Origin of the sequence: Mycobacterium sp., from assembly GCF_025933915.1 — a bacterium.
GTDB lineage: Bacteria > Actinomycetota > Actinomycetes > Mycobacteriales > Mycobacteriaceae > Mycobacterium.
In genome coordinates this window covers 1-12166 of the sequence record NZ_JAICZA010000142.1, presented here as the reverse complement: position 1 = coordinate 12166, position 12166 = coordinate 1, and the positions used below count along the sequence as shown (strand labels likewise).

Genomic DNA, 12166 nt, shown 5'->3' with positions numbered 1-12166 from the left:
CGCGTCAACATCTCCGCCAAGACCGGCCGCGCGGTGCAAAAGCTGGTGCCCGCGATGGAGGCCTCGCTGGCGTCGTGGGACGCGAGGATCGCCACCGGCCCGCTGAATTCCTGGCTGAAAGAGGTGGTGGCGGCCACCCCACCCCCGGTGCGTGGGGGTAAGCAGCCGCGCATCCTGTTCGCCACCCAGGCCACCGCCCGGCCCCCGACATTCGTGCTATTCACCACCGGCTTTCTCGAGGCGGGGTATCGGCGTTTCCTGGAACGCCGGCTGCGCGAAACCTTCGGGTTCGAGGGGTCGCCGATCCGGATCAACGTGCGGCTACGCGAAAAGCGGGGAGCACGGCGCCGCTGAGGGCAAGGCTGCGGTCGCGCTGACGCTCGGGGTCTACGGTAGGCTTTCGACCTGCTGCCGGTGGAACCACTGGCGCGCGGGCTGTGGCGCAGTTTGGTAGCGCACTTGACTGGGGGTCAAGTGGTCGCAGGTTCAAATCCTGTCAGCCCGACACAGGTCAGAGATGGTTTTGGTCTTTCGGGCGGCCGTACCCCTCAGGGGTATCTGCGCCACTAAATGCGCCAACAGGCGCCGGGCGGTAGCGATGGGCTACGAACGGCCGTCGGCGCATCCTGCCGGACGTGCGCGCCGCCCCTACATCCGATCGAGGCTTCGGAATCGGGGATCCCCGAACCAGTGGTCCTTGAGCTCTTCCCAGGCCTTATCGACCTCGGCCTGGGAGGAGCTGTCCCACTTCGCGATCTCCCACAGGCCGTAATACGCCCAGCCGTTTCCGGGAAAAGTCCCCGTCGGGATTAGATCGGGACTGCCACGGCGAGATCTGTTCATATTCAGACTCGTTGACAGCAGCTGCTTGGCTTTTTCCAGATCCTCTTGGCCGGGACCCGTCTTGGGGCCCTCGGCGTCCGCCTTCCGGATCAGGACCGAGGCCAGCGTCTGACTTGCCGGGTACGGCCACAACGGAGGCTCGTCATAGGACTCATCTGACAGGGCATTCTGGATAGCCACCGCGCTTTGCGCCGCGCCAACCGCTTCGTCCCACTTTCTGTTCAAGGCCCAAACCCTCGCATGCCGCAGGTTGTCTAGCATCGCGGCCAGACACAGCTTGGCGCCGGGGAGTCGGGGCTTTTTGATGTCGCAGGTATCGTTGGGTCTTTTCGCAAGCTGCCGATACTTGGCGAGGTCCTTTTCGAATGTGTCGGCCGATTGCTTGAAAGGCTGATTGTCCCAGATATTTGCCATCAACTGGGTAAAATCGTAAGCGATGTTCGCGAGCGGTTGCCGATTCAAAGCGTTGGGCTCCGGAAATTTGCGAATATCCGCCGGATCCGAAAAATTCATCCTCGCGAGATAGTAGACGGCCCGGTAGAGGTCCGCACGCAGTCCGTTTGTCTTGTCCGGCGCCGATTCGAGCAGCTTCTCCGCATACTTGTTGACATCATCGCCGTCGCCGCTCAACGCGGCGGCGTCAATGACGAAATGAATATTGTGCGGATAATATGAGTACCTGTAGCGGTCGCCATCCGGGCGATACAAGTCAGGCTCCTCGGCGAAATACCTTTCGTCCGCTTCGACCGCTTGTTTGTTGACGCTAGCCGCTTTCCGCATGTCCCCCACCCGGAAATAGATGTGTGACGGCATGTGGACGAGGTGACCTGCATTCGGCGCAAGCGGTGCCAACAGGTCCGCGGCTCGCTCAGCGTCGCCCGGTGTGGGCGATTGTTCCATCAGGTGGATATACCAGTGGAGAGGCCCTTCGTTTCGCGGGTATTGAACGAAGTTCGAAGCCCTCTCGAGTTCCTTCTTTGCCGTGGTGATCGGCTCGGAAAACTCAGAGTATTTTGGATCTCCGTCCTTATTCCAAAAGTCCCATGGTGTCAGGTTCATAGCCGCGTCGGCGAAGAGTGTGACGACGTTGGGATCGTCGCTGCCGAAATCATGCAGGACCGTTTTCATCCCCTCGTAGTAGGCTTGATTACGAATCCCCTGGCATATCTTCTCCTGCTTGTCGTCTTCCTTGTTGGGATTGCAATTCTGGTATCGTCCCCGCAAAGCCTCGATGATCTCCAGGTCTTCCGGGTTTGGATAGGCGCCGAGGGCATCGTCGAGCGCTTTATTCGCGGCAAGTCGATCCTCGTTTGATTCCGTCTTCATATTGAGGTCGACTCCAAGCACGAGCGCCTGGGCCCAATAGCATGCCGAGCAGGCAATTCCGTCATCCCTGGCGTCAAAGGCTGCTTTGCGGAATGCTCGATAAGATTCGCGGTTGTTGAAAGCGAAGTAGAACCTCAAGCCCTGATCAAAATACTCCTGCGCCCACGGTACGTGCCAATGTGCGCTTCCGATATAGGGATACAACGGTGGCTCAGGATCATTCTTGGCCAGGATAGATAAGGGGCAGGCCTTGGTCTCCGGGCTCAGCATCCCCACGCTACCGTCCATATCCTGATCCGTATCCATACTGGCAGCGGGTTGCGTCGTGGTCGCTTCGGGCGGACTCGGACAGCCGCCTCTTGCCTGGTCGGGCGAGCAGCATGCCGCAACGGTCAAAGCGAAAATAATCGCCATTACAGGCAATCGGCTCTGGGATAAATTGAACATGATTCCCCATACCGTGTAGGCCGACTCATTGGAACGAACGGCATCTTATTCTGCAACGACTCACCATCGCGGCCAACTGCACTCGGAGTCACTGGGAACCGCCGAGTGGCCGGCCTTCTTCGGGTCGAAAATCCCGCTTTTACCCACGACGATGAGCAGAACGAGGACGCATGTAGCAGAAATCCCCCGCGGCGGGGGAGGCAACCTGGCCGCTCGATGCGATGAGAGCATGGGCCGGATGACCACCCACACCTGCATCGGTTGCGGCCTCAAAACCCGCTACTCCTATGGGCGGAACTGCACGGGGTGCGGCCTCGAGATCCGCTGCTCGTACTACGGAGATTGGCCGGATCGGTATGAGCAGGTCGCGCTGGCATTCGCGGCCCCCGCGAAGATCGTCGGTCTCAGCGAGAAGCATCCGACGGTCTCATTAGCGGTGATGGTGCCGGGCTCGCTCATCGCCATGGCCGCAGTCGCCGCTTACCCGTTTGTGTTCGTGCCCTTGCTGTTCCTGCTCGCCGTGGCGTTGGTGGCGTCCATCCGCTACCAGGAAGCCCGCACCGAATCGACGTAGTCCACCGGTCGGCACGACACGGCCGGCTTACGGCTGAAAGGCCGGAAGAACAGTGCCGGAATCGCGAATCTCCCAGATGCTGGTTTTGGTGATGCCATCGAAGTTGATCTTGTCCAGCGTCGCTCGCGAATACGTGAGGTCGATGGCGACGCGAGTCGAGGTGTTGCCGTACGGGTCGGTCATCGGAAAGGTGCCCTGCACGTTCACCGCCGACGCATCGGGATAGGTCGCTTTCGCGTACTTGAGAATGTCGATGGTGTCCAACCGGGCGCCGTCTCTGATCATCTGCTCGGTGTAGTTGTCACGAATGGCGAATCGGGCGTCGACCACGTCGCCGTTGGGCCCTGGAGCCGTAGTGAAGGTGACGCCGTCCGGTTTCTTGGGACCGGCCGGTGTCGACGGCGCCGCCCCGGTCGGTGCCGGCGGTCCCGCCGTGGCCGAACTGCTGGATGGGGTCGATTGATTGTCCTTTTTCGGGTCGAAAACCCAGCTTTTGCCGACGATGACCAGGAGAACGAGGACACACAGCGCCGCCAGGGCCAAAACCGACTTGCCGGAGAGGCCCTTCTTTGGCGGCTCTGTGGCGAACGCCCACTCGCCGGTCCATCTGGTGCCGTCGAAGTACCGCTGCAGCCCATGGCCTACCCCTGCGGGATCGGGGTACCAGCCCGGCGCCGATTTCGGCGGGGGCGGCGCCTGTTCAGGTGGCATCGCTCCAGTTTCGTCGTGACAGAGCATCCCGGCTACCCGCCCCCCCGCGGCAGCACAACCCTATGGCGTCCTCCGGAGGTCGGCGAGCGAATGCTTGAGCCCGCCGTCCATCCGGATCTGGACGGCCGCCACCGCCACCATGATCGCCGCGGTCACCAAGTGCACCACCGCGTCGGTGACGTTGTTGGGAAAGTTGAAGACATAGGCGACTTGGTGCGAGAAGAACGCCCAAATGCCCGGCAGCGCACCGGCTATCGCGGCGAGCAGTAGATACAACACGGACCACGACTTGCGCATCGCGAACACCAGGCCTGGCGCGAACAACGCCAGACCGGCGACGGCGTGCCAGCCGTTGTAGTCCATTCCGAGCAGCTGCACGGTCGGCGCGGTGGGTCCGGTCGCGAAGCTGGGATTGAGGATGAACCCGATCACCGCCTGAATGACGTGGAAAACGCAGATGATCAGCAGTCCGACCTGGGCGAAACTCCACCTCACATGGCACCCCCTCGTGCGTGAGATGGCCCGAATACTATGCCCGGTAGTAGATCGGGGTCAACGAACGCAGAGGCTACGCTTTGCCGTCCCGTTCGATCCAACGGGTAAGCGCATCTTCGAGCGCGGTCTCGACGTCCAGACCGGCGCTGTCGGCGGCCTGCTCAAACCGCTCGACCAAGTCGGTGCGGACCGAAGCGCCCAACCTGGAGAACGGTGGTTTTGGTTTGGGCGGCAGGTCGACAGGTAAGTGTCGCGCGACAGACGCATCAATGATTTCGCGCAATGCCGGTATCTCATCGAGCAACGTGGCGAGATCGTCGCGCTCTATCCGCAATAACTCCGCTGGACCCATCGTCGTCACGGTCGCGGAACGCAGTCTGCCACGGTGCAGCGCCGATTCGCCGATCACCTCGCCCGGCCCCAGCGCGGCGACGCGGTCCCGGCCTATGTACACGCCGACCTCCCCGCTGAGCAGGATGTAGCAGGAGTCCGACGGGGTCTGCTCATGAATCAGCGGCAATGCCGCCGATGTCGCGGTGCGATGAGCTACTCGGGCGAGACGCTGCAATTGAGCATCCGAGAAGTTACCGAATGTGGCGTATTCGCGTAGCCGGCGAGCGTCTTCCTCGTATTGCTTCGCGTCGGCCTTCATAGCGGACTCCTGACGTGCGATGTGCCGCTGACATCGATGAGCGTAACGCGGATTTACGACGGGCCGCCGACGAATCTCACTTCCGGCCGGGGATCTTCATCACCGTCCGTACGATGGGCAAGAGCGACTTTTGCCAGAGGGTCGACGGAATGCCAAGCGGCGGATCAAGATTGAACACGCGTGCGGTCGCGATCGTCTGCGATTCGGTGTACTTCAACAAGCCCTCGGGGCCGTGGCGGCGCCCGACGCCGGACTGGCCCATCCCGCCCATCGGTGCGCCGAGGCTGCCCCACGCGAACGCGTAACCCTCGTTGACGTTCACGGTCCCCGATCGCAGCCGGGCGGCGATCTGCTGGCCGTCCGCGGACGAGCCGGCCCACACGCTGGCGTTGAGTCCGTACTCGGTGGCGTTGGCCTTCTCGACGGCCTCATCGACGTCGGCGACCGGATAGATCGAGACGACCGGCCCGAACGTCTCGTTGGCCGCGCACTCCATCTCCGGCGTGACGTCAGTCAGCACCGTCGGCTCGTAGAAGAGCGGCCCGATGTCGGGTCGAGGCGTGCCGCCGGCAATCACCTTGGCGCCCTTGGCTTTCGCATCGTCCACATGGTCCGTCACCGTTTCCAGCTGGCCGGGGGAGATCAGACTGCCCATGTCGATCGAGAAGTCATACGCGGTGCCGAGCTTCATATTCCGTACCGCGGCGCCGAACTTGCCGATGAAATCGTCGGCGATGTCTTTCTCGACGTAGATCCGCTCGATGGAGATGCACAGCTGGCCCGCGTTCGAGAAGCATGCGCGGGTGGCAGCCTTGGCGGCCTTGTCGAGGTCGGCCCCCCGCGTGACGATCATCGCGTTCTTGCCGCCGAGTTCGGCGGAGAAACCGATCAGCCGGCGGCCCGCGTGCTCCGCGAGTTGCCTGCCGGTGGCCGTCGATCCGGTGAACATCAAATAGTCGCAGTTGTCGATGATCGCGGTGCCGACCGCCGAGCCCGGCCCCGGCACGATCGCGTAGAGCGCTCGCGGCAGGCCGGCCTCGTAGAGCAGCTCGGCACATGCGAGCGCGCAATACGGGGTCTGGCTATCCGGCTTGAGCACCACGGCGTTACCGGCCAGCAGCGCGGGCACGGAGTCGGACGCCGTCAGGGTCATGGGGTAATTCCAGGGTGAAATCACCCCGACCACACCCTTGGGTTGGTAACCCACCGTGGTCTTGCCGATCCCGGGGAGCAGCGCCTGCACCGTGCGGGGCTTCAGCAGATCCGCCGAGACGCGTGCGTAGTAGTTCGCGTTCGCTACCAGGTCGACGATCTCCTCCTGCGCCGCCCATCGCGCCTTGCCCGCCTCGGCCTGCAGGAGATCCATCAGGAACTCGCGGTTCTCGATGACCAGGTCGCGATACCGGCTGATGACATCGATGCGCTCGCTGACCGGACGCTTCGCCCAGTCGGGCTGGGCCGCGCGCGCATCGGCGAATGCGGCTTCGACGTCCTCGGCCGTGCCGACCGGGATGGTGGTCAGCGGCTTGCCGGTGAAGACCTCGTCGATCGTCCTGGTCTGGCGTGCGGTGGCGTCTTTGATCGCGGCCAGCTGGCGCAGGCGGTCGAAGACCTCGGCTGACGGTGCGGGCATGTCGTTACCTCTCGAAAAAGCGCGGGCGTCCAAAACACCAGACTATTGGCTTCGCGGACGCGTCCGAGGGCTCCGCGGCCAAGTCGGGGGGTAGAGTCCCGACAATTCCCTGGGGCCTGAGAGGTCCGACGACTCTGAGAGCAAGCCGGACGACTCCGACGAGGCCCGAGACCGACGACAGTTCGTCCGTTTTCCATGCACAAACCTGCCGGAGTCGCGGCTCATGTAGCCTTTGGTGTCAACCAATGCCTAGAGCCGATAATGCAGGTATTCCAGCAGATGATTCAGCCGTACACCGGGCCGGTAGGTTCCGGAGGGGTCGCCGTGCCGCCCCGACCCATCGGCTCCGGGGCTGTGGCGCCAGTCGCGTCCATGCCACGGGTCGGCTCCCTAGATCGAGAAGTTCGTCGCTGCGCTGACCTCGCGCCGATCCTCGCCACTTGCGCGTAATCAACCTTCCACAAAGATCGGACGTAACCCCTTTTGCCGCGGTTCGTAAACCCGCCCTGTCCGCACGTCGTCGCACAGCCGCCGCGTACCGCCATGCCCGAATCCCACTGATTCCGTGGCCATTACCGAAGTACCCGAATACGCCCACCTGAGTGACGCAGACCTGGAGGAATTCGCGGCGGCATTGGAGACGATCCGTCGCGACGTCGAGGATTCGCGCGGCGCCAAGGACCGCGACTACATCCGGCGCGCCATCGCCTTTCAGCGATGCCTCGAGGTCGCGGCGAGGCTGACCCTCCTCGGCACCAGAACCAAGGTCGGATGGGCCGTCGGAACCGCCGCGTTGGCTGTGGCCAAGTGCGTCGAGAACATGGAACTCAGCCACAACATCAGCCACGGTCAGTGGGATTGGATGAACGATCCGGAAATCCACTCCAGTACCTGGGAATGGGACATGGTCGGTCCCTCGAAGCACTGGCAGTCCTCTCACAACCACCGACACCATATGTTCACCAACATCGTCGACGTCGACGACGACCTCGGATTCGGAGTCCTCCGGGTCACCCGGGATCAGGAGTGGCAGCCGAGCTCCTTGGCGCAGCCGCTGCGTGCGGTGCTGCTGGCGCTGGCCTTCGAATGGGGCATCGCACTGCACGGCCTGTACGCCGTACGGGATCGCGAGACCACAGACGCCGGTAGATCTGCGCACAAAAGTGTGATGATCCGCAAGATGGCTCGTCAGGCCGGCAAGGATTATGTCTTCTTTCCCGCGCTGAACGGCCGCCGCTGGCGCCGCGCACTGGCGGCAAACGTGGTGGCCAACGGGTTGCGCAACGTCTGGGCGTACGTCGTAATCGTCTGCGGTCACTTCGCGGATGGAGCGGAAAAATTCGACCCGTCAGTTCTGGAGAGCGAGACGAAAGCTGGATGGTATCTCCGGCAAATGCTGGGTACCGCCAACTTTCGAGCCGGGCCGGTGTTGGCCTTCATGAGCGGAAACCTCTGCTATCAAATCGAACACCACCTCTTCCCTGATCTGCCGAGCAATCGCTACCCTGAGATCGCCGACCGGGTGCATGCCTTGTGTGTTACCTACGACTTGCCCTACACCACGGGCCCGCTGCTTCGGCAGTATCTGCTCACCGTTCGCACAATCTGTAAATTGGCGCTGCCCAACCGGTTTCTGTTTGCCACCGCCGACGACGCACCAGAGACAGCGTCCGAGAACAGGTTTCGGAGCATCGTGGGACAACCGCACGAGCCAGTCGCGGGCAACGATGTGAGGCGACGCGGATTGGCGACGGCCATGGTTGGTAACCGACGCCCGCCGAGACGCCGGTCCGCCTAGCGTTCTGATAGTGCTATCGGAAGACCAACAAATGGCTTGGTGCGCGGCGTATCTCGACGGACGCAGAAACCCCCGGGGCCGAAACTAACGACATCGTCCGGTCACAGACCGTGAGGATTCGTTCGGCCCCAGGGGTTTTCGTGCTGCACCGCTAGACGGCGGTTACTCCCACCGCCTGGGGGCCTTTAGGGCCCTGGCTGATCTCGAACTGGACTCTCTGATTCTCCTCGAGGGTCCGAAAACCGCTCTCTTGGATCTCAGAATGGTGCACGAACACATCTTTTTCGCCGCCGTCAGGGGCGATAAATCCGAAGCCCTTTTCGCTGTTGAACCATTTCACAGTTCCCTGTGTCATACTAACTTCTTCCTTCTTTCAAATGGATGTAATTTAGCTACATCCACACTAACCGTAACACAATCCGGCGATAAATTAACGGCGTGATTTCCGCTTACCTTCGGGATTGCTGAGTCTTGTTCGACTGGTTCGTGTTTCAGATATTTCACCGATGCCGGTCGGTCGTGCGGGTTGATCCGCTGGACTCGAGGAGGCACCCCGCGGCCTTATGGCAGCCGATCGGGCGCGATCGGGGAGGGCATCGAGGAAGATCGTCGCCTCAGCGCTTCTTGGCAACGAGCAAAGCTTCGGTCTGCGAGGTCTCGGCAGCCTTGCTCCGCTTAACAGCCCGCTTCTCTTTCAGAGACTTACCCGATTTCTTTCCCATGGCTTGCCGGGGAGATTTATCAGACATCACGGCCCTTTGACTGAGGGGCCTGGCTGGTCCCGGTTAATCGAGTCTACACCTCTGGTGCGGGCCCCATGCTGCGCAACCAAACAGCCGCAAACTGCGCGGTCCGAAATGACGTGAAAATGAGATAATCCAACTGTCACTGTGATATTCGAAAAACCAGCGATGACGTGAAACCGGATGCTACTGCTGACGCACGAGTAGCTGATGGCGTAACGTCGGTGTAGAGCCGTTTCGTTGTCGGCACTGGCCTCGAACGTCATTGCGCGAACGAGATCACGGACAATGCGATTCCTCCGTCGACCCGACTCGCGGGCCGATCGTCTCGAACTGTGAAGGGACGTCGCATGAATCGCGCAGATCCAGCGATCCGCCTCGTTGCACCTGAACAGAATCCGAGAACAGACGTCCTCGCGACCTCTACGGTGCAATGCCGCGAGGGCGCTGACTCAGCGGCGGGGGCGCCTCCAGGCTTGATCGGTGCGGTAGGCGCGGCGCACCCCGCGAGCTCACTGCGGCTCACGCTGGCACCCCTGCTCGGGAACAAGATCGACGGCGCGTGGTGGCCCCGCACATCACTGATCTCGCGAGAACTGCCCGACTTGGTCTCCGCTTTGGACGTCCGTTTAGGCCAGGTCGTCGACATCAACGTCAATTGGTCATCGTTGCAACGCCAGCCGGATCTGAATTGGGGTTGGTGGCAGGGGATTCACCCACAGATCATGACGATTGTGGGCCGCGACGCGCGCGCGAAGCTGCTGATAGTTCCGCACCGAACCGGTACCGCGCTCGCGGTGATGGTTCTGCGCCGGGCTGCCGGCCTGCCCGTTTATCCGATCCATCACGATTCGCGAGCGTTCAAGATCGCCGAATGCATTGTCCGTGTTGCTCAGGGGGAGAGCATGTTTGAAGTGCGCCATCCGCACCGACAGAAGACCCCGACCGTCGCGGAAATCCGGCCCTGATGCGTGAGATGTCGGTATGCGCGCCTGAGCGCGCGCTTCCGCCTCCCCTCCGCGTTTACACCCCGTCGTTCTGAAGCAATCAGACTGCGGCACAGAAGATTTCAATGGACGCTCAGTTTCCGGTCGCGCGGCTGACTCAGCGGATCGAAACCGGTTGGTCGATCGAATCGCGAGGCAATTCGCCATCTACCAGGGCGCCCACCAAAAGCCGATTCAGCGTGATCGCACCCTTGTGATTGTCGAGGAACGCCGTGTCGGAGGCATCGCGACCGGTGGCGATGCGAACCAATGTCTGTCGCGGTGCCAGCAGCGTCGCATCGACCACCCGCCATTGTCCCTCGACGAAAGCCTCGGCCACCGCGTGGAAGTCCATCGGATGTACGCCGGGCGCGTAGACGGATACCAAGCGGGCCGGCACACTGACCGCTCGCAGAAGTGCCACCACCAGATGCGCGTAGTCACGGCACACACCTTCGCCGGCGAGCAATGTGTCCACCGCTCCATCGATCGGATCGCTCGATCCGGGTACATAGTTGAGTCTCGTACCCACCCAGGAACTGACGTGCTCCAGCAGCGCCGTCGAATCGCGGTCGTTGCCGAATTCGGTGGCGGCGAAACCGTAGAACTTATCGGCCTCGGCGTAACGGCTGGGCCGCAGGTACATCGACTGGTCGTATTCGGTCACCGGAGCCGGATCGGTGTGACCCACGATCGTCGCCGCGTAGTCGACGCGCAGCGTGCCCACCGCCGCGTCGAACTTGTGGATGCGGTTGCCGTGCAGTCCGCTGATCTCCAAGGGCCAGATTCGCCGTCCGTTCAAGACGAAGCGCAGCGACTCGAAGACCTCAGCATGCGGGTGTGGCGCAACGGCGATCTGGAACTCCAGCGTCGTGGCCGCGGTGATTTCGACGTCGATCTCGGCGCTCACTTCTCGTCTCATAGCGTGATAGTGCGCCGGTCGGGCCCGGGTTCGCCAGCCGTGCAGGCGATGCGAATGTAACAACCCGCGGCGGCCGGAATCGTGTCGCACGTGGCGCGCTTCGAGCGATGCTCATCGAGGGTTGGGCACCTGCATTAGTGCGTAGTGGCTAGGCGGTGCGCAACCAACAGCGGTTCGATGCGATAGCCGAGAAATGGTCCAGGGGGTCTCGGGCGTATGTTGCTTGCTTCTTGACCGCGATCTGCGGATCCGGGCCAAGTCATGCCTACGAAAACGTCACGCTACGGGAACACGGCGAGCTGCTCGGGCAATATCTGTTCGACGCATTTCCGGACAATCCAAGGACCCGCAATCCGACGGCACGTCGAAGCTTGCGTCGTCCCTGGAGGCCGCGATGAGCAGCGGCCACGCCCACAAGATGCGGATGCAGCGCTACGACATTCGCGACCCCGCCGCCGGTCCCGACGAATTCCTGCCCAGGGTATGGAGCCCCACCAACTCCCCGCTGCTTGACCACGGCGAGCTGGTGAGGGTGGTGCATTGCGTGAAGGAAGTTTCCGAAAGCGGGCAGCTTCTTGCGGAGGTGGCGCGCGACGTCGGTCGAGGCGACGCCTGGGATCCGGTCGAACTGCTGCATACATTCGAGGCCGTCAGCGCCGGGGAAACCACCCCACCTCCAACGCCAGCAGGCGTTGGTTGCCGAAAACGAGCAACTGATGCGCGCCATCGTGACCCGAGACACCATCGGCCAGGCCAAGGGGATCCTGATGGAGCGATTCAATATCGATGCCGATCGTGCGTTCGCGATGCTGACCAGACTCTCGCAGGAGTCGAATACCCGGGCCGAGCAGATCGCGCGCATGCTGGTCCAGTCGGACCGCCCTCCGCGTTCGAACTGAGCTGACGACCCAGCCCGCGCACGGCTCAGACGATGCGCAGGCCCTGAGCCAGCTGTGACACTCCCACCACCGTGAAGAGCGTCACCAGGATCTGCCGGTGGTAGGTCCGCACCCAGCCGTGCAGCACCCGGAGCAGG

General features: G+C 62.3%; 11 protein-coding genes, 1 tRNA gene and 2 pseudogenes. 6 read left to right on the top strand and 8 right to left on the bottom strand.

The genetic code is table 11. The features are described 5' to 3' along the window. A pseudogene (engA, locus tag Q0W90_RS19175) lies at positions 1 to 354 on the top strand (ribosome-associated GTPase EngA); the annotation flags it as partial. A gap of 77 nt (positions 355 to 431) precedes the next feature. After that, a tRNA-Pro gene (locus Q0W90_RS19170) sits at positions 432 to 505 on the top strand. A gap of 143 nt (positions 506 to 648) precedes the next feature. Here the strand turns inward: Q0W90_RS19170 and Q0W90_RS19165 are convergent. Next, positions 649 to 2616, bottom strand: a complete 1968-nt coding sequence (locus tag Q0W90_RS19165; RefSeq protein ID WP_297775862.1) for a hypothetical protein — start codon at positions 2614 to 2616, stop codon at positions 649 to 651. A 229-nt stretch (positions 2617 to 2845) separates the two neighbouring features. On the opposite strand from Q0W90_RS19165, the gene Q0W90_RS19160 reads away from it, so the two are divergent. Beyond that, positions 2846 to 3190 (top strand): hypothetical protein, encoded by a 345-nt coding sequence (locus tag Q0W90_RS19160; RefSeq protein ID WP_363319577.1) that lies wholly within the window; start codon positions 2846 to 2848, stop codon positions 3188 to 3190. A 27-nt stretch (positions 3191 to 3217) separates the two neighbouring features. On the opposite strand, the gene Q0W90_RS19155 is transcribed toward Q0W90_RS19160, so the two are convergent. The 4 genes from Q0W90_RS19155 to Q0W90_RS19140 all read right to left on the bottom strand — a co-directional run bounded on the left by Q0W90_RS19155 (position 3218) and on the right by Q0W90_RS19140 (position 6681). Continuing rightward, entirely contained in the window at positions 3218 to 3901 is a 684-nt protein-coding gene (locus tag Q0W90_RS19155) for a DUF2510 domain-containing protein (protein WP_297600757.1), read from the bottom strand. A gap of 60 nt (positions 3902 to 3961) precedes the next feature. Continuing rightward, positions 3962 to 4396 (bottom strand): DUF4383 domain-containing protein, encoded by a 435-nt coding sequence (locus Q0W90_RS19150; RefSeq protein ID WP_297600754.1) that lies wholly within the window; start codon positions 4394 to 4396, stop codon positions 3962 to 3964. A 73-nt stretch (positions 4397 to 4469) separates the two neighbouring features. After that, entirely contained in the window at positions 4470 to 5048 is a 579-nt protein-coding gene (locus Q0W90_RS19145) for a cyclic nucleotide-binding domain-containing protein (protein WP_297699287.1), read from the bottom strand. Between the two features lie 76 nt (positions 5049 to 5124). Beyond that, complete coding sequence (locus Q0W90_RS19140; protein ID WP_297775857.1) at positions 5125 to 6681, bottom strand: succinic semialdehyde dehydrogenase; 1557 nt, start codon at positions 6679 to 6681, stop codon at positions 5125 to 5127. A 565-nt stretch (positions 6682 to 7246) separates the two neighbouring features. On the opposite strand from Q0W90_RS19140, the gene Q0W90_RS19135 reads away from it, so the two are divergent. Beyond that, positions 7247 to 8479, top strand: a complete 1233-nt coding sequence (locus Q0W90_RS19135; RefSeq protein ID WP_297602008.1) for a fatty acid desaturase — start codon at positions 7247 to 7249, stop codon at positions 8477 to 8479. A 151-nt stretch (positions 8480 to 8630) separates the two neighbouring features. Here the strand turns inward: Q0W90_RS19135 and Q0W90_RS19130 are convergent, their stop codons facing one another. Next, a complete protein-coding gene (locus Q0W90_RS19130; protein WP_225328527.1) occupies positions 8631 to 8834 on the bottom strand; it encodes a cold-shock protein in 204 nt (67 codons plus the stop codon). 738 nt (positions 8835 to 9572) lie between these two features. Here Q0W90_RS19130 and Q0W90_RS19125 point away from each other — a divergent pair. Further along, complete coding sequence (locus tag Q0W90_RS19125) at positions 9573 to 10190, top strand: DUF5994 family protein (protein ID WP_297775853.1); 618 nt, start codon at positions 9573 to 9575, stop codon at positions 10188 to 10190. Positions 10191 to 10326: 136 nt separating this feature from the next. Here Q0W90_RS19125 and Q0W90_RS19120 read toward each other — a convergent pair whose 3' ends face one another. Then, positions 10327 to 11130 (bottom strand): transglutaminase family protein, encoded by an 804-nt coding sequence (locus Q0W90_RS19120; protein WP_297602001.1) that lies wholly within the window; start codon positions 11128 to 11130, stop codon positions 10327 to 10329. A 716-nt stretch (positions 11131 to 11846) separates the two neighbouring features. On the opposite strand from Q0W90_RS19120, the gene Q0W90_RS19115 reads away from it, so the two are divergent. Then, positions 11847 to 12029, top strand: coding sequence for an ANTAR domain-containing protein (locus Q0W90_RS19115; RefSeq protein WP_297775850.1), 183 nt, complete (start codon positions 11847 to 11849; stop codon positions 12027 to 12029). A 25-nt stretch (positions 12030 to 12054) separates the two neighbouring features. On the opposite strand, the pseudogene Q0W90_RS19110 reads toward Q0W90_RS19115, so the two are convergent. After that, positions 12055 to 12166 (bottom strand): annotated as a pseudogene (locus Q0W90_RS19110) (GAP family protein); the annotation flags it as partial.

Excerpts from the sequence above, each read along its gene's own strand:
- Q0W90_RS19165 (WP_297775862.1), bottom strand. The coding sequence starts at position 2,616 with ATGTTCAATTTATCCCAGAGCCGATTGCCTGTAATGGCGATTATTTTC.
- Q0W90_RS19160 (WP_363319577.1), top strand. The coding sequence starts at position 2,846 with ATGGGCCGGATGACCACCCACACCTGCATCGGTTGCGGCCTCAAAACC.
- Q0W90_RS19155 (WP_297600757.1), bottom strand. The coding sequence starts at position 3,901 with ATGCCACCTGAACAGGCGCCGCCCCCGCCGAAATCGGCGCCGGGCTGG.
- Q0W90_RS19145 (WP_297699287.1), bottom strand. The coding sequence starts at position 5,048 with ATGAAGGCCGACGCGAAGCAATACGAGGAAGACGCTCGCCGGCTACGC.
- Q0W90_RS19140 (WP_297775857.1), bottom strand. The coding sequence starts at position 6,681 with ATGCCCGCACCGTCAGCCGAGGTCTTCGACCGCCTGCGCCAGCTGGCC.
- Q0W90_RS19130 (WP_225328527.1), bottom strand. The coding sequence starts at position 8,834 with ATGACACAGGGAACTGTGAAATGGTTCAACAGCGAAAAGGGCTTCGGA.
- Q0W90_RS19125 (WP_297775853.1), top strand. The coding sequence starts at position 9,573 with ATGAATCGCGCAGATCCAGCGATCCGCCTCGTTGCACCTGAACAGAAT.
- Q0W90_RS19120 (WP_297602001.1), bottom strand. The coding sequence starts at position 11,130 with ATGAGACGAGAAGTGAGCGCCGAGATCGACGTCGAAATCACCGCGGCC.
- Q0W90_RS19115 (WP_297775850.1), top strand. The coding sequence starts at position 11,847 with ATGCGCGCCATCGTGACCCGAGACACCATCGGCCAGGCCAAGGGGATC.